Annotated in this window: 27 protein-coding genes; 1 reads left to right on the forward strand and 26 read right to left on the reverse strand. The window is 30.9% G+C overall.

The annotated features are described in order from the left end of the window. Positions 1-170: 170 nt before the first annotated feature. The 25 genes from HN014_RS15130 to HN014_RS15250 form a co-directional block, all read right to left on the reverse strand. Positions 171-1,211, reverse strand: coding sequence for a serine hydrolase (locus HN014_RS15130; protein ID WP_176029690.1), 1,041 nt, complete (start codon positions 1,209-1,211; stop codon positions 171-173). Between the two features lie 202 nt (positions 1,212-1,413). Continuing rightward, positions 1,414-1,842, reverse strand: coding sequence for a GNAT family N-acetyltransferase (locus HN014_RS15135; RefSeq protein ID WP_176029691.1), 429 nt, complete (start codon positions 1,840-1,842; stop codon positions 1,414-1,416). A gap of 113 nt (positions 1,843-1,955) precedes the next feature. Next, positions 1,956-2,651: a hypothetical protein gene (locus tag HN014_RS15140; RefSeq protein WP_176029692.1), complete on the reverse strand. Its 696-nt coding sequence runs from the start codon at positions 2,649-2,651 to the stop codon at positions 1,956-1,958. Between the two features lie 69 nt (positions 2,652-2,720). After that, positions 2,721-3,179 carry a hypothetical protein gene (locus HN014_RS15145; RefSeq protein WP_176029693.1) on the reverse strand — a complete coding sequence of 153 codons (459 nt, stop codon included), beginning with the start codon at positions 3,177-3,179 and terminating at the stop codon, positions 2,721-2,723. Positions 3,180-3,291: 112 nt separating this feature from the next. Next, on the reverse strand, positions 3,292-3,768 hold the full coding sequence (locus HN014_RS15150; protein WP_176029694.1) for a hypothetical protein: 477 nt from the start codon (positions 3,766-3,768) through the stop codon (positions 3,292-3,294). A gap of 134 nt (positions 3,769-3,902) precedes the next feature. Continuing rightward, the gene (locus HN014_RS15155; protein WP_176029695.1) at positions 3,903-4,385 is read right to left on the reverse strand and encodes a hypothetical protein; all 483 of its coding nucleotides are present in this window, start codon (positions 4,383-4,385) and stop codon (positions 3,903-3,905) included. A gap of 91 nt (positions 4,386-4,476) precedes the next feature. Then, entirely contained in the window at positions 4,477-5,241 is a 765-nt protein-coding gene (locus tag HN014_RS15160; protein ID WP_176029696.1) for a leucine-rich repeat domain-containing protein, read from the reverse strand. Positions 5,242-5,382: 141 nt separating this feature from the next. Further along, positions 5,383-5,907, reverse strand: a complete 525-nt coding sequence (locus HN014_RS15165) for a TrmH family RNA methyltransferase (RefSeq protein ID WP_176029697.1) — start codon at positions 5,905-5,907, stop codon at positions 5,383-5,385. Between the two features lie 68 nt (positions 5,908-5,975). Next, entirely contained in the window at positions 5,976-6,737 is a 762-nt protein-coding gene (locus tag HN014_RS15170) for a protein phosphatase 2C domain-containing protein (protein WP_176029698.1), read from the reverse strand. Between the two features lie 148 nt (positions 6,738-6,885). Continuing rightward, positions 6,886-8,163 carry an IPT/TIG domain-containing protein gene (locus HN014_RS15175; protein ID WP_176029699.1) on the reverse strand — a complete coding sequence of 426 codons (1,278 nt, stop codon included), beginning with the start codon at positions 8,161-8,163 and terminating at the stop codon, positions 6,886-6,888. 60 nt (positions 8,164-8,223) lie between these two features. Then, entirely contained in the window at positions 8,224-8,844 is a 621-nt protein-coding gene (locus HN014_RS15180) for a hypothetical protein (RefSeq protein ID WP_176029700.1), read from the reverse strand. A gap of 182 nt (positions 8,845-9,026) precedes the next feature. Beyond that, positions 9,027-10,256, reverse strand: coding sequence for an RNA polymerase sigma factor (locus HN014_RS15185; RefSeq protein WP_176029701.1), 1,230 nt, complete (start codon positions 10,254-10,256; stop codon positions 9,027-9,029). Positions 10,257-10,274: 18 nt separating this feature from the next. Then, the gene (locus HN014_RS15190; protein WP_176029702.1) at positions 10,275-10,625 is read right to left on the reverse strand and encodes a YciI family protein; all 351 of its coding nucleotides are present in this window, start codon (positions 10,623-10,625) and stop codon (positions 10,275-10,277) included. A gap of 135 nt (positions 10,626-10,760) precedes the next feature. Next, positions 10,761-11,516, reverse strand: coding sequence for a DUF6090 family protein (locus tag HN014_RS15195; RefSeq protein ID WP_176029703.1), 756 nt, complete (start codon positions 11,514-11,516; stop codon positions 10,761-10,763). Between the two features lie 323 nt (positions 11,517-11,839). Next, positions 11,840-12,439 carry a DUF6624 domain-containing protein gene (locus HN014_RS15200; RefSeq protein ID WP_176029704.1) on the reverse strand — a complete coding sequence of 200 codons (600 nt, stop codon included), beginning with the start codon at positions 12,437-12,439 and terminating at the stop codon, positions 11,840-11,842. A gap of 53 nt (positions 12,440-12,492) precedes the next feature. Beyond that, positions 12,493-13,158, reverse strand: coding sequence for a DUF4386 family protein (locus HN014_RS15205; RefSeq protein WP_176029705.1), 666 nt, complete (start codon positions 13,156-13,158; stop codon positions 12,493-12,495). Between the two features lie 221 nt (positions 13,159-13,379). Then, on the reverse strand, positions 13,380-14,000 hold the full coding sequence (locus HN014_RS15210) for a hypothetical protein (protein ID WP_176029706.1): 621 nt from the start codon (positions 13,998-14,000) through the stop codon (positions 13,380-13,382). A 97-nt stretch (positions 14,001-14,097) separates the two neighbouring features. After that, the gene (locus HN014_RS15215; protein WP_176029707.1) at positions 14,098-14,901 is read right to left on the reverse strand and encodes a hypothetical protein; all 804 of its coding nucleotides are present in this window, start codon (positions 14,899-14,901) and stop codon (positions 14,098-14,100) included. A 150-nt stretch (positions 14,902-15,051) separates the two neighbouring features. Next, positions 15,052-15,507 (reverse strand): HIT family protein, encoded by a 456-nt coding sequence (locus HN014_RS15220; protein WP_176029708.1) that lies wholly within the window; start codon positions 15,505-15,507, stop codon positions 15,052-15,054. Between the two features lie 142 nt (positions 15,508-15,649). Next, on the reverse strand, positions 15,650-17,074 hold the full coding sequence (locus HN014_RS15225; RefSeq protein ID WP_176029709.1) for a serine hydrolase: 1,425 nt from the start codon (positions 17,072-17,074) through the stop codon (positions 15,650-15,652). A 62-nt stretch (positions 17,075-17,136) separates the two neighbouring features. Beyond that, complete coding sequence (locus HN014_RS15230; protein ID WP_176029710.1) at positions 17,137-18,276, reverse strand: AraC family transcriptional regulator; 1,140 nt, start codon at positions 18,274-18,276, stop codon at positions 17,137-17,139. Positions 18,277-18,474: 198 nt separating this feature from the next. Then, positions 18,475-18,834 (reverse strand): restriction endonuclease, encoded by a 360-nt coding sequence (locus HN014_RS15235; protein WP_176029711.1) that lies wholly within the window; start codon positions 18,832-18,834, stop codon positions 18,475-18,477. A gap of 19 nt (positions 18,835-18,853) precedes the next feature. Further along, on the reverse strand, positions 18,854-19,522 hold the full coding sequence (locus tag HN014_RS15240) for a hypothetical protein (RefSeq protein ID WP_176029712.1): 669 nt from the start codon (positions 19,520-19,522) through the stop codon (positions 18,854-18,856). Positions 19,523-19,613: 91 nt separating this feature from the next. Beyond that, complete coding sequence (locus HN014_RS15245; protein ID WP_217704337.1) at positions 19,614-20,453, reverse strand: hypothetical protein; 840 nt, start codon at positions 20,451-20,453, stop codon at positions 19,614-19,616. A gap of 68 nt (positions 20,454-20,521) precedes the next feature. Continuing rightward, on the reverse strand, positions 20,522-20,977 hold the full coding sequence (locus HN014_RS15250; RefSeq protein ID WP_176029714.1) for a GNAT family N-acetyltransferase: 456 nt from the start codon (positions 20,975-20,977) through the stop codon (positions 20,522-20,524). 329 nt (positions 20,978-21,306) lie between these two features. On the opposite strand from HN014_RS15250, the gene HN014_RS15255 reads away from it, so the two are divergent. Beyond that, positions 21,307-21,513, forward strand: a complete 207-nt coding sequence (locus HN014_RS15255; protein ID WP_176029715.1) for a hypothetical protein — start codon at positions 21,307-21,309, stop codon at positions 21,511-21,513. Between the two features lie 342 nt (positions 21,514-21,855). On the opposite strand, the gene HN014_RS15260 is transcribed toward HN014_RS15255, so the two are convergent. Next, entirely contained in the window at positions 21,856-22,881 is a 1,026-nt protein-coding gene (locus HN014_RS15260) for a carboxylesterase family protein (protein ID WP_254884019.1), read from the reverse strand. Between the last annotated feature and the right edge of the window lie 226 nt (positions 22,882-23,107).

Genomic DNA, 23,107 nt, shown 5'->3' on the forward strand with positions numbered 1-23,107 from the left:
GTATTTCGAACATCTAATTTAGTAAATACAAATCTAATAGAAAATCCGTGAGAATTTTCTTAAGAGGACCTAAACTAATAGTAAATTATATATGGTGTTTTGCTAGGTTTATTGGTTGTGTTTTGTGCAGGTATTATTTTTTTAATCTTATAACTAATGATAAGTGTTATTTATTTTTGATTTATAGTTTTCAAATATAATTGAACTATCGGTATTAGTTTTTTACCTGTAGGACCATAAGAAGCATTTAAAGTTAAAGCAATAGTTGATTTGAATTTTGGAATGTAAACAGCCATTGAACGAAAACCATCAATGGCACCATCGTGTCCATAAACGGTTATTCCATTAAAGTTATCTACAGAAATTCCCATTCCCATTCCTTCTTTGGGCGTTGTCATTAATTGCAAGCTTTCATCAGAAAGTAACTTTCCTGTAAAAAGTGCATTGTAAAAAATACTTACATCTGTTGCATTTGATATAATTCCACCTGCACCCATAGTTCCTGTTAAATTTGTGTGAAACGCAATGGGGTACCAGATACTATTTTCTAGATAATAACACATCGCTTCATTTTTAGAAAGATCGATATCCTTACCAAAGGAAGTGTTTTTTAAATTTAGCTTATTAACAATTCTTTTTTGTATAATTTCTCCAAAAGTCTGTTTGTCTATATCTTCAGCTATGTAAGCCAATAAAACATAATTAGAATTTGAATACTGTGTTTTAGAATTAGGGTCAAATGAACTTTTGTATTCTTTGATTTTAGTTAGTATTTCTTTTCTATTTCGAGGTTTACTAATCCAGACTTCAAAGTTTTTTTCAGTAGTAATATTATAAATTCCGCTTCTGTGATATAACATATCAGCAATGGTAATTCTTTCTGAATTTGGAATTTCTGAAAAGTATTTATTTAGGGAATTATCGAGTGACAATTTCCCTTCATCGACTAATTGTAAAATAATGGTCGCTGTAAAAGTTTTACTGATAGAACCAATTCTAAATTTGGTTTCAGCATTATTTTTTTTGTCTAATTCGATACTAGAATATCCAATAGCCTTACTAAAGAACTCCTTGCCATCTTTTAAAATGGAAACAGCGCCCATTGTATTATTTTCTTTTTCGTAATTAGATAATAAGCTATCTAAATTTTGATTTTGAGTGTAGCTATAAGAGTGAGCAAATGCCAAAACAAATAGAAATATTTTTTTCATAAATAAGGTGATTTTAAATATTCGAGTTTTTTGATTTTTTGCTCAAGATTGTTTTTTTATCTACTTAGAAGGAAAAAAAACGATAAATAACTAGTTTTTTATGCTATTTGACTAAAAGAGAAGTATTATCGCAAATCGCATACATTTCGAGATAACTCAAACTGTTGCCCAACGTTTTGGTTAAGCTGGGTTTTAATGCAGTTTATGATTTCTCCATTTCATATCGATCTAAAGATTCGGAATAGAATTTGGGTTTTATGTTGATTACTTTGAATCCGTATTTTTCGAAAAAAGGCGCAATATCTTGTGTTGTCGCCAAACATATCTTCTTGTCTGGGAAGTTCTGGGAAATAGATTTGATTCTATATTCAAGTAACTTTTTACCATATCCCAATTTTTGAAATTGACGCTTGACCATTCCCCAGGAAAGGTATATTTCGTTCGAATTCTCTACAAGTAAGTATCCTGCACAACCTAGAATATCGTTGTTATTTTCTAGTATGAAATAGTATTCTTTTTCAGAAACAGTGTAAGCTAATAATCCGTTTTCTTGTGCTATTAACCACTCTTTAAAAAGAGCAATCTCCTCGATTGCAAAAAAATCAGGGGTATTACTCTTAATTATTTCCATACAAGCTGCATGGTCCTTTTTCTGATATTTTCTAATGTTCACTCTAATTGTAAATAACGACTTTTGTATGTTGTGTTTACCTGTCAAAGACTACAGATGCAATATACAAATTGTCAGCTGTTTTTGTTTTTTCTGAATATCAACAGAATGTCAGCAATTGGATACGCCAAAGCGATAGCTATTGCGAATATTCCTCGAATTAATTGTCCGTCTTTTATTAATCCGACTATCGAAAAATAAATAATTACTAAGCAAAAAGGATAGAGGAGAAGTCGTGTAATAATTTTAGCAAAAGTCCACTCTTTATCTTTCTTTCTATTAACGTTCTGTTTTAGTTTAGTATCGATTTGTGGATAATTAGATCTTTCAATATTTTCTATAGTTTCTTTTAGTTCTTCTGTCAATAGAGATGTCTCATATTTTCTGACTTTAACTGAAAATAGATATAATAATGTTCCTATTACAGGGATAACTATTACACCAATGATAATCCCCTTAAAATTGGCTATTAATATTAAGCCTAAAATCAATAATACTATAAATCCGATTGTAATTTTATTCAGAAATTTGTGATAAGGATTTTTCTCCGTTTTTATTCCACTTAGTTTTGCTTGTTGGTCGAATGTCAAACGATAAACTGGATAAGCTGATCTCAAAAAAATAGAAGATCTCCAAATTAAGATTTCATTTTGCTTTATTTCTCCACTATACTTAGTGGTATTATAAGAAAAGGCATCTTTCCAATGATTTTTCAGATTACTTTTTTTATTCTGAATTATCAACTTCTCGACATCTTTTTTTTCTACCATAAGTTTTTTGAATTACCACTCAGCTGCTATGATCATATATATCATGTTGTAGATAGTTTTTAATTTCTTTTAATTTGGTGGAGGTGGAGCATCATTGCTTTTTATTCGTTTTTTCTGTTCCGCTTTCAACACTTTAGAGTTTTTTGTTTTAAGCTTTCTAACCTTAGAATTTGGTTGTCCCTCGGACATGAATAAGTCAACTTGATATAGCTCTCCGCTTTCATTATAGTATCTACATCTATAAATGTTATACCCTTGATTAAAAACAATAATTATAGACAGCTTGGATTTAGCTTTTACTTTTGAAATTTCGGATGAAACAGAACTAAGATTACTCTTTAACTCGTTTATTGAGTTGTCAAAATAGTTCATTGCTAATTCAGTTGCTCCTTTTTCCAAAGCAGTCATGATCGACCGAGCAGTTTTACGCTGTGCATTTTTGACTTCATCATTAAAATAATCCTTGGCAGTCTGTCCGAAATTTAGTTGAGCAATAAGTAAAAAAAGTACAATTGAAAATGTTTTCATAATTGTATATAATTTTTCTCTTTTTTAAAAACAAATTAAAAATTTACCGGTGTTAGAAAATAAGCATTTACCTTTGGAATTAGTATTTATTAGCTATGTTTTATACACTGTATTAAGTGTCGTTTTTTCGGTCGAGCTGTTTCACCTTGTTTTCTATTAAACGTCTGAACTTTTTCAACTCAATAGGTAGTTCTTCTGTGTCAATTTCATACTCATCAATTGTGATTTCCTTTTTTAGTTTTCCATCAGATACTTCTAATATTAATTTATCTTCATTTTTGTTTCCAATGGTGTAAAATCCTTTTAACGATTCATCTAGGATGTTATTAGGTACCTGGTTTATCAAATTTTTGGCAATTTGAAATTGCTCCTCAGACATTATTTCTCCCTTAAAGGTATAACCAGCCTGAGTATGCCTTTTATTGTGCCATATTTCTCTTCTGTCAACAAATAATGCGGAATGAGTCAATTTGTAAATATTATAAGCTCCATAATTGTCACTATGGAATCTTCCAAAAATAAGATAATCAAGGTTTTCGAGATTCAGTTTCTTGTCATTCTTAAAAAGACTATGTAGCACTTTGTTCATTTTCTGTTTATTCAGTTGAGCTTTTAATTCTATCTAAGGAATTTGTATGAGATTAGTTGTGTATTTTCAGTATTAAAGCTAGCAATTAATTTTATACGGTGTTGGGAATAACTTTTTATTTCAGCAAATTACTTCTACAGACTATTCAATTCCGCTAATTTGTCAAGCAATAGATTTCTATAGTTTTCTATATAATCTGGATATACCGCATTTTTAAAACGCCAGGATTTATGAAAACCAGTATCATCTTGATATTCTATATAAAACCCACCATTTTCATTGGTACAGTCAGAGCAATCTAAATATCCATTCGGTTCATTAAATATTTCAGTAGGCAATTCAGTTTTTAATGGTTCAAAATCCTGATAATTTGCATTGTTCATAAGTTGAAAATTACCTTTAAAAAATGTGTTTTCAGGATAAACAAAATCGATGTCTTTATAAAGAGCTTCAGTATCTATTTTATAAATTGTAGAACAATCTCCAGAACAGTTAACATCAGCAAACCAACCAAAAATAAGAGTTCCATTCCTTTCATTATTTCCATTTCCATTGTCATCTGAGCTACATCCGGTTAATAGAAATAATAAGCTTAATATCAAATTCAATTTTGTCATTGCGTAAAATTAGGTTAAAATTATTACCGACGTTTTGAGTAAAATGTGTTTTAAGACATTTTTGTATAGTGTTAGCGGAATTCCCTGTTATCTACCTTTCTCTCCATCCCCATCCCCATTTTAATTTGGGTAGTTTTGCAAAATCACCATACATTTTCTTCACTTCTCTACGTCCTCGTAATGCTAAGTACTCTAGGTTATTTAACTCTAGTATAGGGGAATAATCTTTAGTTACTAAAATTGCGGCAAGCATTCTGTAGCACTTTAATTGAGGCATTTTTCTTAAAAAATCAATACTCTCAATTCGGATATTTTTTGGTGAAGTTCTATCTCCATCGATAAAAAGGCTCTCTAACGAGATGAGTTTTGAAAAAGCTTCGTAATTAGATATTTTTTGAAAATTTTCAACTTGAAGCCCTTTTAGTTTTTTTAATTCAGTCAAAGGTTCAATACTTTGAACAGCCGATCCAGCACCTATATCTAGAAATTCGATTTCGGTTAATTTTGAGATACTTTTCAATGAATCGTACACTCCCCATTTAATCTCTAATCTTTTTAAACCTCTCTGATGACAAACAGCTTCAAACAATTCTTGAGGCATTCTGGTGCCAAAATATAATTCGTCAAAAGCATTTGGGTTCTCTTGCAGGAAACTGCACCATTCAGCTAAAATTCTTTTTTTATCCTTAGCTTTTTTACCATTTTTTTCAATCCAATAATCGAGTTGAGTACAGTTGATTGATAATTTTCTTTCTCCATTAAATTCGTTTAACTCAACAACACTTTTAATCTTATTGGCTTCATCAGGGAAATAATAATTAAATCCATATTCAATTTGTCTCTCAGTTAAACTCATTTTTAGTATTTGTTGTGTTATTACTGTTAATGGTTTCGTATAACCGTCGGTTACGGATTTTAAGATACTAATTTTCGGTTACACACTGACGCGGGCAATTCCGAGTGGATTCGGACGTAGTCGAATCTGCCGTAATTGCTGTTATACTTTGCTGGGTATAGTTTTTTCTCTTTGTTTAGTTGCTTCATACATTACAATTCCGGTTGTTGTAGATAGATTAAAACTCTCAACTTTTCCTTTTATATCTATTGTCAAACAGTATTCACATAATTCGGCTGCTATTTTACTCAACCCTTTCGATTCTTCACCAAACCAAATAGCGAGTTTAGGTTCAACCAATTTAGATTCAGTCAGTTTAACTTGTCTTTTACAAATGTTATGTGGTGAAGTTCCAACTGAAATGAAACCATTTTCATTTAGGAAATCAAAACAAGTTTTAGTTTCTGTAAATACCTTTATATCAGTCCACTTTACAGCACCGTTTGAATACTTTAACAATGATTTTCTTTGTCTTAACTCTTCAAGATTATCTTCAAGTCTTTTTTGTCCATCAATCACAAACAATTTGTCAACTCCAAGTCCATTTATATTCCTTATTACATTTCCGATATTCATCATGAAATTTGGATTTTCTAAAACTGCAATAAGTTCAAATTTTTCAGTCAATTTCGTTTAGTTTTCCTCAAATTATGTACAACGTTAAATATAACAAACGTTTCTGACCCAAAGGGCAGCTATGTATTGTTATTCATATTATGAATGTCGTTTTTAATTCTAATTATAGCTAAATCATCCGTCACCAAATGATTCCATTTATCTTTTAGAGTTCTAATTTTTCTATCAAGAAAATTATCAAATTCAGCACCTTCACTATCTATTAATAAATATTCGATAATTTCATTTTCTGATTTTTGTTTAGATTTATTCTCAAGATTTTTAAATGTAAAGATTCCATCTGTACAGATTGATAAATCCTTAAAGTTAGAAATAGTTAGTTTTTGTTCTTGATTAACAAACCAATTCTCAAAATCATCTGCTAAATGATACCCGAGATAGTCAGGTTTATCATTTTGCTCATATTCGAATAATTCTCCATCTTTGCAAATCAATCCGTCCCCGATAGTCAGAAATTCAGCTTTTGATTCTTTAGTTTCGATAATTCCAATTATTAAAGTTGAGAGCAATTCATTCGTTTCAAGTCCGAGTTGATTTTTGAGTAGTTTAGTCTCATCAATCAATATTTTAACAACGTCCTTTAGTTTATCTTTTAATTCTATTGAGTTATTAGCTACAAATTCTTCGTAAAATTTCTTTTTAGCAATATTTCGCAAAATTTTCCCGAAAAGAATAGAAGCAAAAACTGATTCTGTTCCCATTGTACAGCCATCCAATACAGCAATCAACTTTTCGTTAGTCCCAATTTGCTCCTCAACTAAGAAATCCTCACAATGATTTGTGTGAAATTCTCCAATATTTAGTGTTTTATATATTCTCATTCAGTTTAATGCATCACAACGGTCTCGGCTATGAGTAGTTGCGAGAGTTAGTATTTAACTTAGCAAGTACACACCCAACTGAAAATCCGCAAGGATTTTCAGAAGTAGGCGAGAACAAGTAATTACTTATAACCATTGTTACAAACAGTTATTCTGTAAAGTATTTTAAGACTTTATTCTGCGAAATAGCCCAAACTACATTATCGTTATAAGAAATATTCTTAAAGTTTGAAGTGTTGGTATATTCTAATGTCCAAGTTGTGCCACCATCTGTGGTACTGAATATTTCTTTATCTTTAATACACCATCCTCTAGTTTCGTTTTTGAAAGAAAATGCCCCATATTCAAAATCATCTGAAATAATTTGCCATGTATTACCCCCATCTATAGTTTTACATAGTTTATTTCCAGTGGTTGGGCTGAAAATTTGTATAAAACCTATTGATTGAGATATAAATTGAATTTGAGTTACTTTAACATTATCTCCAGGAAGATTTATTTCAACTTCTGTCCATATACCATCATCCAAAAAAAGTAATAGTGGTTTATTTGAATCAGAAGACCTTCCGCCAGCCCATATGTGATTATTATCGATAGCAAAAAAATGTGACAATTCAATATTACCACTAGAGTTATTATAAGTTTCATTAAAATTAATTCCATCTATTGTCTGATATACAACTTTATCAGAAGTTATTATTGTTCCGTTTTGCATATTATCGTTCACATAAGTAGCAATAATTCCAGAATTTATGTCATCAGGATTATCAAATATGAAATTTAAATTATCAGAACCTCCTACTGGAATTCTATTTAAATTAGAAAAATCACTCCACCCTTCATCATTTGAAGTAGCATGAAAAGTACCATTAAAACCAACAGGAGCCCATCTTTCCCAGGATAGACCTCCGTCTATTGTTCTATAGACTTGACCGCCGCCGCCATTATCATTTAATGAGAAATATGCTTTATTTCTATTAATAGTTTGAGTTCTCCAAATTCTGTCATCTGAAATATTAAAATCGATACTATGCCATTGATTTATGGAATTTGGAAGTATTCCAATATTACCATTATATTTATTATCAACATTATTGATAATTATTCTGTTTTCAATTTCTATTTTTAAAACAGGTATTGTATTAGAGATAATAGGTAGTTTAACATCTATTTCTAAATTGTTTACAGAATTAATTTCAGCTTCTGTATTATCAAATAATACTTTCACTTTGTCTACTTTATTCGTGAAATTAGTTCCTCGAATAATAATGTTTTCTCCACTGTAACCATAATTTTCAGAATAGGAATTTATAGTTGCTTTTTCTGGAGTAACTGGTTCATCTGTAATACTTTCATCGTTAGATGAGCAAGACATAATTAAGATTAAAATAAATGATAAAATCCCAGTTTTAGTAATAACTTTCATTCAATATTTATGTTTTAATTGTTTGTAAGGTTTAGTTCTAAAAAGCGTTTTAATGCAATTTTATATAGTGTTAGTGGCTTTTTTAACTTTTCTATTCCTTTCATTTTCTATTTCACCCGCATTTGGACCGAAGCCTTTTTCATTAAATCCATTCACAAATAGTTTCCCTGTTTCTCCTTTGTTTAGATATGAGATTTGAAAAAGTATTTTTAGATTTTTTTGTCTTGTCTCAGATGCGATATCAGCTTCAAAGTATAAGTCATTTGTTCTCACTCCGTGATAAACAACTTTTCTTAATTCATATTCCGTAGCTATTTTGAAGTGTTCGGTACTGTCCTCGAATATTTTATGTTTCAATATTGTTTTACCAAGTGAATCTATATTGATTACCTTATTAAAAATGGTGTCAATTTTTTGGGTTAAGAGAATGTTAGTTTCATATTTATTTTTGGCAGAATCTATACGAGGGGTAATGCTCATAAAGTATTTCTCATTGTACATCGATAAATCATGCTCATAGATTGTGAAATCTCCTTTAACTTCAGGGGTATCCTCAAGACTGGTATCAATATTTAGAGCGTTATTCTGCAGGTTGATGTCTTTCTTTTCATCAGTATTAGTAGTCCGATGACACCCAAAACAAATAATTATTAACACATATAGAAGTATGCCCTTTTTCATTTTAATTCTCCATAACGTTTACTATAAGTGGCGTAGCTGGGCAAAATGTTACCTTTGTGTTGAGTTTTTTCTACGGATTAATTACTAACGTTAACTTTCGGCAAGCATTGAACCTTCATAAATATACAACAACCAATCGATTGATCACTTAGTTGCTATGATCACATATATGCTGTCATCACCTATTGCAATCGGCTGGCTATTTCCAATTTTTTATTAATAAGATTCTGTTCACTTTTTTTGATCGTACACTTTAAAGCTTCACGTAAATACTTTCTTTCCATTTGATTGTTACCATTGATTTTATGTAATTCTGCCAATAAACAGTAATAATGGTTGTTCCCATCTAACTCTAATTTATTTGCTTCCTTAATAGCTTCATGTACAGAGTTCGTCTTAGATAAAACATAAGCTCTGTTTAATGCAACAATTGGCGAATACTCAATAGTTAACAATCTGTCGTAAAGTTGAAGAATGTTGTCCCATTTTTTGGGGTTATCCGTTGTATGCCAGAACGCTATTGCCGCTTCTAAATGATACTTGGAGATAACGCTTCCATGGGATGCTAAGTTCAAATATTTTTTACCTTTCTCAATTAAAGGTTTATTCCATTTAGCTCTGTCTTGTTCATTGAAAAGTAAATCTTCGTTTGAGCTGTTCATTCTTGCATGAATTCTTGAAGAATGAAAGGATATCAATGCGATTAATGCATAGGCAGCAGTTTGTTGTTCGACTTGTATTTTAGACAAAAGCAAAGCCAACCTTAGTGCTTCCCAACAAATTTCCTCACGTACATTATGTTCTCTTATACTGCTATAATACCCCTCATTAAACAGAAGATAAATGATTCGTAGAACAGTATCGTATCCTTGATTGTAGTTTTCTAATTTGAGATTTGTATTTAGTATTCCATTTTCGCTGATTTTCTTTTTTGCTCTATACAGAATCTTATTAATTGCTTCATCATTTGATAAAAGTGCTTTTGCAATTTCATTAATATTAAATCCACATAAGATTCTTAATGCCAAACATATTTTTGCTTTATCACGTATTCTTAGATTGCAAACTACGAAAATCATTTTAAGTTGGCTATCTTCAACTATGTCATTAGAAATTTCTTCAGGCTGGATAGAATTTGTTTTTGATTCTAAATTGACAAGAATTTTCTCCTTATAGATTTTACTTCTTTTATAGTAATCTTTTAAGTTGTTAACAGCCACCTTTCTTAACCAGGCAGTAGGCTTATCAGGAACTCCTTTATGAGCCCACGTTTTCATTGCTTTTAAAAATGTTTCTGATACAATGTCTTCCGCTAATTGCACTTCAGTTACCCCATAATATTGACAAAGTACAGCAATTAGTTTACTGTACTCTGTCTTAAAAATTTCTATTAGTTGAGTATCGTCTATCATTATACCCTTCTTGTAAGATTACATGCCTTCAAAATTCATAATATCTCTTACTTCTACTTTTCCGCCATTTTCTAAGGCAGGACAACCTTCTGCAAGTTTAATTGCATCTTGTATCGTTTCAGAACATACGATAATAAAGCCTCCAACAATTTCTTTGACTTCTGCATAAGGTCCATCTGTAATTGCCCCATCGGAGTGCATTATCTTTCCTTCGAAACCTAATGCCTCTCCAGGGTTTTTGAGTTTGCCTTGTGCATCAATGGATTTCATCCAATCTTGCCATGCTTTTACTTCAGCTTGAATTTGTTCAGGAGTTGGAGTAAGGTCAGGGGTAGGTTCGCTATGAAATAGCATCATAAAATCTTTCATTTTAATCTTTTTTATTGTTAACATAAATAATTATCATATACCTGACGATTGAAATCTATTCAATTGGACATTTTTTTTAATTTTTTTTGATTGCTGATAGGCGGCTATGATTTCATATACACTGTTGCACTTTCGTTATTTTTTGTTTTCTATTTCATTCTCCAAATCCGTAACTAAACTATGATATTCTGATTTTAAGCTCTTACCTTTTGTAATTACATCACTCATCTTGTTAAGAAGTAGTATGTACATATTCCTAACTTCTTGTGAATTAAAATTTTTAGTATATGAAATTCTATCTCTATTTTCTTCCTCATAAGTTCTTTCTCTAAGTCTAGCTAAAACCTCTGGGTTGATATTATAATTATTGATAAAATATTTTTCCAAATGTTCCTTTGTGTATTCTGTTATTTCATCTTCACTTTCCTGATAATCTTTTACTTTATCATAAAGTTTGGATATTTTATTTTTTAGAGAATCATTTGATATTAACTCTATTTTACCCGAATTAATCATGGAGTTGTAAATACCAGTAGAAGGGTCGAATGTGTGATTCCTGACATTTGTTGTTATTAAAGAATCAAGGTAACTAAGTTGTAGGTCTGAAACCTTAATGAAGATAACTTCTTGTAAGCTTCCATTTCTTTGAATTTGAGCAGTGAGAATCTGGTTAAACTCTACAATATTGATTTTTATAGACTCTTGTATGCTTTTTAAAATCTTTAGTTCATCTTTTTTTAATTGTTCATTTTGATTCCAATTATTTATTTGGAGTGCAATTAAAATCCCAATGACGACAAGTATGATTTCACCAATTGCATATTTTAAATATTTTACAGTTTTTCCTTCTGAAAGCGAGTTTTGTCTAATATTTCTAAAGAATTTTATCATTAATTAGCGGTTTCTGATAATGAAGCACAACATTTTATATAAGTAGCGTAGCAGGGCAAAATGTTACCTCTGCGTTGAGTTTTTCTACGCATTGATTGCTAACATTAACTTTTTGCAAGCATTGCACCTTTATAAATATACACAAACCAAGTCAATTGATTACATAGCTGGGATGATCACTAATATAGTGTTACCACACGCTTTTATCAATATTTTTTACTTCAGGAGTTTGACTTTCAGCTAACCATTCAGAATTACATTTCCCCCATCTGATTTAGAGTACTTATTTCCGCATTACGCTTATAAATTGTTATAGGCTGATTTTAACTTATCCAACCTACCTTTTTTTTCCATTCCAGGATTTCCTGTTTTCTTTTTTCAAAATCAGTTGGTGGTTGTCTATTTTCGTTTTTTACCCTTTCTTTCATAATTTCCGTTTGTTCTTCAAGTAAATTAAGACCAAGAGCTTTTCTTCTTTGATTGACCTTTGCTATGTTATCATATTGATTAGGGTTCATTTCTCCATTTTCGTCCCAATCAAATTGAGTTCCGTAGAGTTGTGGTTTTCCTTCAAAAACAGCTATTCGGTCGGTCAAATATGCTAAACCTTTAGGATCGGCTTTACTTTCGTTAACAGCTATTTTCAATAATTCTGCGAATTTTTTCATAAAGTAAGGTTGTCCGATAGAATGTTGAATAATTAACCAAGCTGCTTCACTCGCTTCTTTACCTACTTTGTCAACTGTTGGATAGCCGATTGTGTCAATTATTTCATCTAATATTTTTGCATTTCTGCTGTGCAGATTCGCCATTTCTTCGTTATACCCTTCGTCAAGTTGTCCGTTTTGAATAAGTTTGTCACGAAACTCCAAGTCTGCATTCTTCAGTTGAATAATTTTTTTAGCTATTTCTTCGTTGTTCATTTTTGTTGATTGTATCCTGTTCAACTTGCTTATACACCGTGTTAGCAAACAGTTTAATTAGTACTTCCTATCATTGGTTTACGTATCATGAATACTCCAATCCATAAAAACCAGACTATTTGACCTATTCCAAAAATTTCTGTAAAAATATCCAATGGATAGGCAGTTAGTATTCCCGCCACTCCCACTAGAATACCCAAAAAATTTAGTGGTTTGGAAAACAAATCCCCCTTTAAGGCAGTTAGGCTTAATAATAAGACCCAAATTCCTCCAACTATTTCATTCCCTCCTCCGAGACCTTCTGTAATGATATTAGTTGCGGAAAAGACTAACATTGCATTTTCGGGCTCTTTACTTCCCATTTCAATAACAGTGTTGAGACTTATATTGTCGATCATTCCACTTGCAATTACTAACCCAGCCCAAATTATTCCAAAAGTTGATATTATTTGTGAACGAATTGCCGAGTAAGTTTTTAATCGGTGATGAATTGCAACAACCAATACCACTAATAATATCCCAAATAAAATATAACTTGTAAAAGTCAATAGTGAAAAAATCAGATGATTTTCTGCTAAGAAATCAAGCCTTTCATTTGCACTCGCATTGGTATCTGGATAAACTAGTATTGCTCCGTAAATAATGAAGGCAACGATATATATAAGTCCCTCAAGAATTGCACAAACTCCCCCCGTTTTTTGTAATTTCTTTTCATTCATATTTTCTTATTCTTTAGGAGTAAGACGATTCAAAACATATTCTGTTACGGCACTTGACCTAATGTTTGCTAACGACATTTTTTATAAGTAGTTGCGAGAGTTAGTGCTTAACTTTTCAGAAATAGGCGAGAACCAGCAATTACTTATAGCCATTGTTGTACTTACGTTATTTCATTTTTTCTTTATTAATAGTATTTCCTTATTTTAATTAAAGTTTCGAATTAGACTTTATCATTTTGAAATTTTTCAGCTAGTTTATAATAATCAATTAGTTGTAATTCTCTTACGTAGATTTCATCTAACCTATCTCTAAATAATTGTAAGTTTTTGTTTGCCTGCTCCACAGAATTAAATTCAGTTGATAGCATTAAGTCAATAAGTTTTGGAACAGATTCATATGTGAATTTCTGTTGATTATAAATTTTTGATAGTATAAATAATTTATCATAGTTCATATTCACAATTAAAGGGTGAGACTTTGCAATATCCCAAGCATCGCTGGAAGGAAAATCACTCATAATAGTTCCTTTGCTGAATGCTTTGTAAATTGTAGACTTGTCTTTTATGAATGCCTCAATAAAATTTTTATCACTAGAAAGACTATCTATTCTATTAACTATTTCCTTATGGTAAGGAACCCAATAATCCAAAAGCTTTTTATTAGTTATTAGCTCTGAATTTATTTTCAAAAACAATTCCTGAGCATTTCGTTCATTTTTTTTATCCTCAATTCTTTCGCTTAGATACAGCCCTAATACTACACTAAAAACAATGAGAATTACTTGACCAAAATATTTAAGTATTAGGTTTTTTGTAATGCTTGATGTTCTATTATTTTTCATTCAATTATTCGGTTTTTTTTATGGTTCTTTATAATGAAGCACAACGGTTCGGCTCAACTGCATTAAAACGCAGTTTAGGTGTTGTTGTAGGTACTTCTTATTCGTAAAACATCTTTTTTATCGTCTCCTGTATGAAAAATAAATTACTTACTGTAAAAAGCCCAATTGATTCCTCCAAATTACTGTTATTTGGTTTTAGCTCTATATTTTCATCAGAACCTATTAGGTGAATTTGTCCTGCCAAATCAGGTTGATATTTCATTCCGTAAATGGCGAAATTAGCAATGCGCATTTTTCCATCATTAAATTTCTGACCTTTGGCTCTTAGTTTGTTTAATTCTCCCATTTCAGGTATTGTTTCAAATACTCCATCATAAAATTCAAGAATTGGAGCTTCATTAACTCCAGTCAGTTTATGGATGTAAGCGACATAATATTTAACATCTAATTTTATTGAAACAATATCATTCGCTCTGAAGAAAGTAAGATTATCTGGTTTTCTTGGTTTCCTCTTTAATTCAGAAGGTTTTGTTTTCAAAAAGTCTTTTATCCGACCAGATTTGTTAAAAAAATCATCACTTAAAACTACATCATCATTCAATTTATCTATTGCTTTAATTGCTTCATCAGTTATTGATTTATCAGACAATCCATATTTGTGAAATAAGATGGCTAATGTCAAAGCAACCTTTTCCTTATAGTATTGAGAAACCCCTTTATCTGCGAATAAAACACAATTCCATCTTGTTAGGAGAAGAGGTATGGCATACGCAGAAACATCATTAATACTTCCTCCTTTTTTGAAGGACATAGCAATATTAATTACCCTGGCTAGATCTTCCTCTACTGCTTTAGCGAGTTGCTCGAACCCAATTTTTTCTAAAATCTGTTTATGTGTCATTTTAATTACCTACAAGGGGCTTGTATAACCGTCAGTTACGGGTTAATATACGTTAATTTTAGGTTTGGTACAGACGTTAGCAATTTCAGGTGGATTCGACTACGTCCGAATCCACCTGAAATTGCGGTTATACATTGTTGGGCAACGTTTTTAATTTATTATTTTATTAGCAATTTTCCGTAATTTATCATCATTTGCTCTATTGCAATCATGGGAGGAGATATAACCTTCATACTTTTCAAAGTATTTCGCCTGTTTTGACAAAAATGGCTTCCAAGTTTTCAAGTCCGAAGTACCATGCATAGGAAAGAGTTTAACATGGGCATGATCCACGCCAAAGCCTTCCATCATCAGTCCAGTTCTACCAACATCATCTAATTTTTTATCTAATAATTTTCCCACTTGTTTTGCAGCGACGGTCAATTTTGATAATTCTTCATCTGTCAAATCAAAGCAATAACTGCTTAAGTGTTTTTTAGTTGCCACAACTGTAAAGCCTTCTGTATTAGGAAAAATTGAGAGAAATGCTATATGTTCTTCACTTTCCCAAATTTTGAATGCAGGAGCTTTTCCATTAACGATATCACAAAAAATACATTTACTCATAATTTATTCGAATGTTGCCTAACGGTTTGTGTATGGTTAGTTGTGTATTTTGACCCTAAGTTAGCAAATAAAGCTCAAACTTTGGTTAAGCAATTATTTTAAAAAAAATAGAACCGCAATGAACTATACCCTCGTGTTGGCATTAGTTATTTTTCGTTAGTTTTTTAAATATGATTGGGATACCTCTGTTAGAAGTCATTTCAAACTCATTCTTTGTTATTTTTTTAAAAGTTATGGTTTCATTATTTCTTTCAGAGAAAAATGTATTCTCGTTAATTTGCATTAATGATAATAATCCGAATCTTTTACTCTCTAGGTATAGTTTGCTTTCTTTTTCTACTATGGTTTTAAGCTCTTTAGATAGCGACGAGTGATATGCCCCAGCATATTCTCTTAAGAGTATTTTGTTTGGGTATTTCGTATTAGAATATTCGGAATTAAGTAACATTGATGCAATTCTAATTGGTGCACTATATGATAATCCAAGATCAAATTTACAATATCCACAATTTCTTAAATGTGCTATAAAAAGTTTTGATTTTGGAAAATATAATACTACAGAGCCATACCCCCAACCTAAACCATCATGTAGTATATAATTATGTCCATTTAAGTTCCCAGTAAATACGCCATATCCATTTCCTGCATAGCTACCATTGTTGTATTTTACTGGCATAATAAGCTTTTCTACATTAGGTTTATTTATTATTTTATAATTCATTAGTGCGTCATACCAAATTGATAAATCGTTAACTGTAGACATTAGTCCACCTGCAGAGTAAAAATAAGAATCATCACTGTCTATTTTTCTAATTTGATAGTCATTTTCGTTAAACGAATCGTATCCAATTGCTCTATTCTCAATAACTTTGGCAGAGTTTTCTAAAAAAGTATTATTCATTTTTAGAGGAGTAAAGAAAACCTCTTTTAAATATGTTTCATAGGTTTTATCGCTAACAAGTTCAATAATGTATCCCAGTAATTGATAGGCTACATTGTTATAATCATATTTATTTCCCGGTTCTGTATCAAACTTTTCTTTTGTAAAATATTCAAGAATAAAATCAGAGTCATTTTCATTTCTATTTCTAATTGCTCTTTTAAAGTCATTACGTTGCTTTTCATCGTTCTTGTATTCCATACCTGAACTATGAGATAATAAATGCCCAATTGTAATATTTTTCCCTTCTTTTGGAAAGTTGGGAACAAATTTTGAGATTTTATCTTGTAAAGAGATTTTTCCTTTTTCTATTAATGTGAAGATTGCTACTGCGGTGAATGGTTTCGTAACAGAAGCAATGTTAAAGACATTATCTAATTGCATATCTATGTCTAATTCAAGATTACTTTTCCCAAGTGCTGCCGAAGCGATATGTTTTCCATTTTGTGTCACAAGAAAAGTTCCTCCTGGTTCATCCGTCGGAAAAAATGATAAAATCTCGGCAATTTTTTTACCATTTATTTTAATTTTTTGGTTTTGTTTTTTTTTAAACTTTTTGTTTTGAGAACAGCAGGTTAACGAAAAAAAGCATAACGTAATTAATGTAATTAATTTATTAGGTTTCATAATTGTAAAAATATTTTTATTGCTAAAAACAACTATAAAACAGAGTTATACGACCGAATAATTTATTCGAACTCTTTTTTTTGAAACTTTTTTCTGTATATGGTTGGTGTAACTCCTGTTGCTTTTTTAAAAGCCGTATTAAATGAAGATTTAGAGTTATATCCTACTTGGTATAAAATTTCGAGTATTGTAAGTTTTGATTGTGATGTATCTTCTAATATTTCTTTTGCTTTATTGATTCTATGTTTATTTATAAATTCGTAAAAGTTCAAATTCAATTGTGTATTTATTAAAATCGAAAGATTTCTTTCTTCCATTTGCATTTGATCGGCTAAACCCTTAATGGTTAAATCTGAATCTAAATAAGGCTCTTCTTCAGACATAAATTTTTTAAGTTTTGCTTTTTGGCTATCCCAGAGGTCTGTTTCAGGAGTAGTTTTTTCTGCTTTTAATATAGATGCTAATTGTAAGTTTGAAGAAATTCCTCTAAATAATTTAGGGGCATTTAATGCTTTAAGAATTAGCCAACAAGTAAAGCCTAGCATTATTAAAGAAGTAGAGAATCTTAAAATAGAGATAAAACCAAAATGACTCCCAAAGCGGTAAATGTTTTTTACAAGTGCAAAAATGAATAAGAGCAAACAAATCATATTCATTTGAAATAACCATTTATAATTTATGCCTGTACTTTTAGAATAGTTTTCAAATAAAAGTTTTTTATATCTAGTAAGTAAAACAAAAGTGACTACGATGTAAAATAAATTTTGAAGATGTGCTAAGATATAGGATAATTTACCTTCTAATGTATGTGTGTAATTATGATAGAATAAAAGCTGTTCACTTTCATTTGCCAAATAAAAATTTGGAAGTAATAATATGGTGTTAGCAATAAATGGAGTTAATAACAAAAGATGTTTTGATGAGATTTTAAAATCGGAATATATTGTTGATAGTGTAAATAAGAAAAGTAATGGTGCTTGAAAAAACGCACCAATATCCATTCTTAAAATATCAATAATTGGTGTTAATTCTAAATTAAAAGTAAATGGAAGTATATCTACAGTTCTAATAATTAAAAAAACAGCTAAAAAAAAATTACCTATTCTATTCTTTGATTTCACGTAGAATAAAAAGAAAGCAAAAAATAACGAAGTAAAAATTAATAGAATATTTGTGTAATGAAGCAGTAAATCAGCACTCATAAATAGGAAGGTAGATTATTAGTTTATGCACTGACTTGATTTTCATAATTAATGCCAACGGTTTGTGTATGACTCGTTGCGGAAAATGTCCACCGGACTTTTCCGCCGTAGCCGAAAGATAGCAAATTGCAATGAATTCCGATTAGGAATTCATTGCAATTTGCTATACACGTTGTTGCCGACTGCTTTCTTTTTCATTTATTTAAATTTATCTAATCCAACAGTAACAATCATTTCGGCTAAGTCATCTCCATTTATTACTCTGATTCCATTATCATTTGCCATATTTTGCGCCTTTTCTGTAAATTTCCCTGAAGTAACCACCCAACCAAAAATTGGTTTAGAGTTATCTTCATTATCAATTTTTATTGCTTCGACTATTTGATTTACAGCATGTTCATCAGAACTTTCTTTATGCTTTTTTACTTGAACATATATTTGTAATCCTAAATGAACGAAATTTGCTAAAATATCAACATCAGCAATTGAATTTTTGTATTTGTTTTTTGTGGGTATTTCGCTTGTTGTTGCTCCAAGACCTAACATTAGTTGTTGCACGAGTTTTTCAAATTTTCGGTCATCTAAATACGCCTCTTTTGAAGTTTGGTTTACTTTTCTTTTTTGAAGATTCGAGAGCCAATTTTATATCTTCAATCAAATCCGTCGCACTAACACAAGTTCCTTGATATTTCAATCTTGAAATTAGTCCTGCACCACAATAATCTCTTTGAATTGGTTTTCCGTTATTCATCCATTTCACATTTCTTCTGATTGCGGTATCTGCTTCAACCTTATTTTCAAGATATATTGTTGAACTTGTTATTTCACCTAAATAAAATGCTCTTGGTATTGGAACAATTGCCAAATCTCCAACTTTCATTTCTCTAATGAATCTCCACATATAGCCCGTTGCTTGTCCTAATGAGTATGGATTATTTTCATAGTTAGGATGATAAATTTCCTTTAATCGTTGTTTGAATTCATCTCGATTTAAAGAAGTATTGAACAATTCATCTTTTGTATAAGACCACCCAATTACAATTTGATTTTTCACCAATAATTCATCAAGCCGATTTATTCCACTTGGTGCACATCTTATTATGAATGCTTGTTGGTTGTTCATTTTTTTCTTTTTAGTTGGCGGTAACGGTTTGGCTATGGTTAGTACAGGAATTAAAAATAGTAAGCTTTTAGTTAAGTACTTAGCCAAAATTTTTATTTTTAACTTATCAATTTTAAAAGCCAAATCAACGATTTGGCGGACTTAGTTTAAAGCTCTAAATTTTGGGTTAAGTACCAAAAACCATATTAATTATAGCCATTGTTAGACATAGTGATTATCTGTGCTTTTCAATCATATTATTAATGCTCGTTTCTTTCTCAATTAATGGATTCCAAGTTTTAGGAATGAAATCAGAAAGTCTATTTCTGTCAAATTTATGAAGTCCTTTAATTGTCCAAAAGAATTCTTCTATATCTGTTAAATCATTGGGCTTATCGATTTTCCATTGTACTAATCGTCCATTTTTTTCTATAAAATCGTTTATTAAACCTTGAATACGATTTTGATGGTCAGAATTAAGAAGTTCCCAAAAAGAAAGGAATAAATCCCCTAGCTTTTCTACCATATGGGTTTGATTAAAATTTAATCTATCATCAAGTACAGCTTCTTTAAAGTAAGCTAAATGTTCATTATAGTCTTCTTTATCAAAATTTGGAATGTTATTTTTCTTAAAATGTTTTTTTAGTTTGTTTTTAATTATTGTTAGATGATAATAACTATGTTTTGAGTAATTCGATTGAAAATTTATTAATTCTGCAAATGAGATTTCAAAGTCAATGTCATATGGCGAGATGTAATATTTATAAAACCTCTTCTTAAAAAAGAACTCTTTAGTTTCCTTTATTACTTGAAGAAATTTATTAAAATCATCATTGTCTTTATATTGAATACAAAAATCCTCCATTAAATTAAATAAGGAAACCCTTTTACTTGAGTTAAGAGGCAATTCAAAAGAGGTATTTATAAATTCATTTAAGCGTATAAAAAATAAATCGGCTCTTTCTTCATCATGGAAATATAGCATTGATTTATCATCAGTCAATTCAAATAGAGTAGGACTAATTATGGTTAAAGCAAAGCTTCTATATTGTTCTATTAATAATCTTACGTCCATATTCATTAATTATGCCTAACGGTTTGGCTAAACTACGTTTTAATGCAATTTAGAGCAACTAGCTATTTTCAGTTAAAATGCATTTTCATTCCTTCGTGTGATTTTTTAAATCCCAATTCCTCATAAAACTTAATCGCTTTAGGTCGTTTTTTGTCTGTCGTTAATTGAATTAAATGTGCTTTTCGTGCTTTGGCTCTATTAATAGCCCATTCAAACATAATTTTTCCAATTCCGAGTCCTCTTTTATCCTTTCTAATTCTTACTGCTTCAATTTGTGCTCTAATTCCACCACGATAGGTCAAGTATTGTATAAATGATAGTTGAAGAGTGCCTATTATTTCCAGATCTTCATTTTCAAGAACAATTAATTCTTGATTTTCATCAGAGTTTATTTTCTCAAAAGCCTTTAAGTATTCAGAAGGCAATGGAATTTGAAAATTTTCCCTTTTCTTTCCAAGTTCATCATCAGCAATCATTTCCACTATTACTGAAACATCATTTTCTGTTGCTTTTCTAAACTTCATTTTACATTTCAAGTTTTCGCTTGTTGCTAACGATTTTGTGTATGGCTCGTTGCGGAAAATCAGCTATGATTTTCCGCCATGACCGAAAGATAGCAAATTGCAATGAATTCCGATTAGGAATTCAGCAGCGATGAGCTATACTATAGCATCCATGAAAAAGCAGTAAGTCAAGTATCTTTAAGGTATACTAAAAAAATAAAGACATGATTACTCAAATTACTGCTTTTACCAAAGTCATATATTGGTATTAGAACATTTATCAGGTTATGTTGGTTTAGCTCCAGGAATTCATCAGAGCGTTGATAGTCAAAAGAGTAGAGGGTATTACCATGCGAGCACATCGATTAATGCGCAGTTATTTTATAGAAGCTTCTTGGCAGGCGATACGCACAGACCCAGTAATGCAAGCCTATTATCGTAAGCATATAGGAAAGAACTCAAAGACAATTATCATCAAGGTAGCTCGCAAATTGTTGAGTAGAACTTTGGCAGTAATTAAAACAGAGACTCTATACCAAAAAGGAGTTCTAGCATAAAAAAAAAGATAACAAAGCTCACAAAGAAGTAGCAAAGTCTGTATCACAAAACAACGTGGGTGAGCCCATTAACTTGGCATCACATATTTATAGCAAGTGGACGGGTTTATTATAGCTTATAATCATGCAGATGCTGGTGACCGCTAAAAGAGCTGGATCACAAATAGGATGCTGAGCAAGTTATAAAGTATTTAAATGTTGACAATCAATCAGCAAATAGGAGCGAATTGCCAACATTTAAACACTCCAAAATAAATATTATGAGATAATTAAAAAATAAAATATTAACTTCGAAGAATTCGGCTAGTACTTTTCATAGGACACCGTGTTGGCAGTAGTTATTTATTCGACATTCAAATTTTGTCTTTCAACTAGAAAATCAAAAGTTAATTCCGATAAGCCTTTTCCATTTACCACTCCATTCCAAGCTCCATGTCCAGCAGGGTTACCATTCGGTAGTGTTAAGGTCGCCAGTTTGTTGTAAATACCCAATGAGTTATAGATACTTTGCAGTTCAAGTGCTTCTTCATAAGGAGTGACAAGATCCTGTGCTGTGCCATGCCCCATAAATAATTCTGGATCACTAGCATCATATCTGTCATATTGTTCTAAGTTATAAACTGCTTCAAAAACATCTAATTTTATGTTTGAACCCCAGAAATAAACCATACTTCTCACTATATAAGATTCGTTTAAGTTTGTAGTAGATAGTGTTGGGTCATCGCTAATGGTAATCTCATTTCTAAAGTCTTCTTGATTTGAAATTCCTAAAGCAATTGTAGTAATTGCTCCTGCTGACGCTCCACCAACTGTAATAAAATCTTTATTTATGCTATAGGTGCTTGCGTTTGCCACAATCCAACGAAGAGCTGCTTTTGCATCCCTTTGGGCGAGATACATAGCAGTAGCTTGTTGAACTTCATCCGCACTCTGCGATCCTTGCAAAGCATTTTCAATCCATTCTTGAGGCGCAATTCCACTATAATACGTATATAACTGTTCTGGAGTCATTCCTTGTATTGTACCAAGTTCTTCTACTGTTCTATAATCTATAGATGCAAATACCCACCCTCTAGATGCATAAAAATTAGCCATATCTACAATTTCAGGCTTAGTTTTTGTCCCACCTGTAAATCCTCCTCCATGAATGAACATATAGATAGGTCTATTTGTGGAATTATTATCAGGATAGTAAACGTCTAATTTTAGAGGTGTTGCAAAAGAGGAAGTGCTTGTCATATTATGACTCAGCCCTTCAGCATATGTAATATTTTCATCTTTTAAAACTGTGTAAGAGGATTCAGCCTGAATTACAGGTGTTCCATTATCAGGTGTAATAGATTCGTTTTTACTGCAAGCAGTAAACAATAATACTGTGAGAACTGTTAAATAAGCTACTTTATTCATGCTGCGTACATTAATTGATTTTTTTTCTTAGACAATGTTTTCTTGTAAAGGTTTAATTACTGCTAACGATTTAGTATATGAAAAGTAGCAGGGTTATATACGTAAGTCTTTTAGGTTTAAGAAAGATAGCAGAAAAGAAATAAACTTAAAGTTTAACTCTTAACTGCTATTTTTTATATACAGTGTT

The sequence above is a fragment of the Aquimarina sp. TRL1 genome (genome assembly GCF_013365535.1).
In the GTDB taxonomy this organism is placed as follows: Bacteria; Bacteroidota; Bacteroidia; order Flavobacteriales; family Flavobacteriaceae; genus Aquimarina; species Aquimarina hainanensis.